We start from the raw sequence: 2,757 nt of genomic DNA on the forward strand, positions 1-2,757 counted from the left end.
TGTCGCGAGGTGGCGTATACTACGCTTTCCTCTTTAAGAGTCAACGATTATTTTCATTTGAAAGTGAATCGTTTTTCTCTTGCTGACCTCGCCTTGAATCGCTTCGTGTCGTGTCAACGGAGGCGCACTATAGGGATCCCAATAATTTACACAACCCCTTTTTTGGATCTTTTTTTCCGTTTGTTCAAATTCCGCCCGATAAGCCCGATTATACTCATTTACGCTGTTCGATAACGCGCGGCAAATCGGCCAGACTATCAATCACAATATCAGCCAGCGCTTCGCCTTGCTCGGTAATCGGCTTGCCGGTACGCACCAGCACTTTTGTTCCGACACCCGCCGCAACGGCAGCCTGCATGTCTTCTTCTTTATCACCGACCATATAAGAAGCGGCCATATCGATATTGAGGAAGCTCTGCGCTGAGAGAAACATGCCCGGCTTGGGTTTACGGCAGTCACACTCCTGACGATATTCCCCTTGCCCCTGTTCTGCGTGGTGGGGACAGAAATAGATGCCGTCCAAATCGACCCCGCGATCGGCCAGCGACCAATCCATCCACTCGGTCAGGTGCATGAAATCATCTTCACTGAACATGCCGCGCGCAATACCGGACTGGTTAGTCACCAGTACCAGCGCAAATCCTTTCTTCTTTAGTTCACTCATCGCGTCGATAACGCCATCAATAAACTCAAACTGATCGATCTCATGAACGTAACCATGATCGACATTAATCGTGCCGTCGCGATCGAGAAAAACGGCTGGAATCGGTTGTGCCACTGCTATGTGCTCCTGATGGCGTTATTTGCGCGTTAGTATCGCATGTTTTTGTACTTTGCGAGAATGCGTCATAACGACAAAGTAAATTGACTTAGACGTCTAGACGCCCTAAAATCCGTACAATATTCTGCATACGGCAGATGTTGATCTATCCCGCGATAGGCACTTACGATAAATAAAGATGATTAAACTTTCTAACATTACAAAAATTTTCCAGCAGAAAGGCCAGACCATCACAGCACTGGACAATGTCAGTCTGTATGTCCCTGCTGGGCAGATCTATGGGGTTATCGGCGCATCCGGTGCAGGTAAAAGTACGTTGATCCGCTGTGTAAATCTGTTGGAGCGCCCGACACACGGTGAGGTATTGGTTGGTGACCAGGATTTGATGGCGCTGTCCGAAGCGCAGTTAACCAAGGCACGCCGCCAGATTGGCATGATCTTCCAGCACTTTAATCTTTTGGCGTCTCGTACCGTGTTTGGTAATGTGGCCCTGCCTCTTGAGCTGGACACCACGCCGAAAAACGAAATTATCCGCCGCGTCAACGAACTGCTCGAACTGGTGGGGTTATCGGACAAGCACGATGCTTACCCGGCAAATCTGTCCGGCGGGCAAAAGCAGCGCGTTGCGATTGCTCGCGCGCTGGCCAGCAATCCCAAGGTACTGCTGTGTGACGAGGCCACCAGTGCGCTCGATCCGGCCACTACGCGTTCCATTCTCGAATTGCTCAAAGACATTAATCGCCGTTTAGGGATAACCATCCTGTTGATCACCCATGAAATGGATGTAGTAAAACGCATCTGCGATCAGGTAGCCGTTATCAGTGGCGGTCAATTGATTGAGCAGGATACGGTCAGCGAAGTGTTCTCTCACCCTAAAACGCCTCTGGCACAAACCTTTATTCAGTCTACGCTGCATCTGGATATCCCCGAGGATTACCAGTCCCGGCTCATCGCTGCACCGCACAACGACCAAAACACTCCGCTGCTACGGCTGGAATTTACCGGTCAATCCGTCGATGCGCCATTACTTTCAACGATCGCGCGCCGCTTTAACATCAATAACAATATCATCAGTGCGCAGATGGATTACGCAAGTGGCGTCAAATTCGGCATCATGTTGGCCGAGATGCACGGCGAAGAACAGGACACGGTGGCCGCCATCGCGTTTTTACAGGAACACCATGTGAAAGTTGAGGTGCTGGGCTATGTCTGAAGCAATGATGTGGTTGATGGCGAAAGGCGTTTGGGAAACCGTTGTGATGACATTTGTTTCCTGCTTCTTTGGCTTTGTACTGGGATTGCCGGTTGGCGTGATGCTTTATATTACCCGTCCGGGTCAGATCGTTGCCAATCCGCCGCTGTATCGCACACTGTCAGCGTTGGTGAATATTTTCCGTTCTATTCCGTTCATTATTTTGCTGGTGTGGGTAATTCCGTTCACACGCGCCATCGTCGGCACTTCTATCGGGTTGAAGGCAGCCATTGTGCCATTGACCGTAGGCGCAGCGCCGTTTATCGCGCGTATGGTAGAAAACGCTCTTCTGGAAATCTCCAGCGGATTGATCGAGGCCGCGCGCGCTATGGGAGCCACGCCGTTACAGATCATTCGTAAGATTCTGCTGCCAGAAGCACTTCCCGGTCTTATCAATGCCGCCACCATCACACTTATCACCCTGGTAGGCTATTCTGCAATGGGGGGCGCAGTCGGTGCCGGTGGGTTAGGTCAAATTGGTTATCAGTATGGATACATTGGTTATAACGCGACAGTCATGAATACGGTATTAATATTACTGGTTGTTCTGGTCTACCTGATCCAATTCGTAGGCGATCGCACAGTACGGGCAGTGACACATAAATAAGTTTTACTACACGTCGGACTATGCCAGTGTCGGCAAGCCGCAAAACGTTAAATATGCAGAGGTTAAGGAAATGACAATCAAATTTAAAACCGTCGCCGCACTGGGTACGCTACTGGG

3 protein-coding genes are annotated in these 2,757 nt (G+C 50.2%); 2 read left to right on the forward strand and 1 reads right to left on the reverse strand.

The features are described 5' to 3' along the window. Window positions 1-214: 214 nt before the first annotated feature. The gene (gene gmhB, locus ACTBDZ_RS16815) at window positions 215-778 is read right to left on the reverse strand and encodes a D-glycero-beta-D-manno-heptose 1,7-bisphosphate 7-phosphatase (RefSeq protein ID WP_438816153.1); all 564 of its coding nucleotides are present in this window, start codon (window positions 776-778) and stop codon (window positions 215-217) included. Window positions 779-959: 181 nt separating this feature from the next. On the opposite strand from gmhB, the gene metN reads away from it, so the two are divergent. After that, window positions 960-1,994 carry a methionine ABC transporter ATP-binding protein MetN gene (metN, locus tag ACTBDZ_RS16820; protein ID WP_438816154.1) on the forward strand — a complete coding sequence of 345 codons (1,035 nt, stop codon included), beginning with the start codon at window positions 960-962 and terminating at the stop codon, window positions 1,992-1,994. Then, entirely contained in the window at window positions 1,987-2,640 is a 654-nt protein-coding gene (locus tag ACTBDZ_RS16825; protein WP_438816155.1) for a methionine ABC transporter permease MetI, read from the forward strand. Before metN ends, ACTBDZ_RS16825 begins: the two co-directional genes overlap by 8 nt. The last annotated feature ends 117 nt before the right edge of the window (window positions 2,641-2,757 follow it).

This window comes from Symbiopectobacterium sp. (genome assembly GCF_051710365.1).
Taxonomy (GTDB): domain Bacteria; phylum Pseudomonadota; class Gammaproteobacteria; order Enterobacterales; family Enterobacteriaceae; genus Symbiopectobacterium.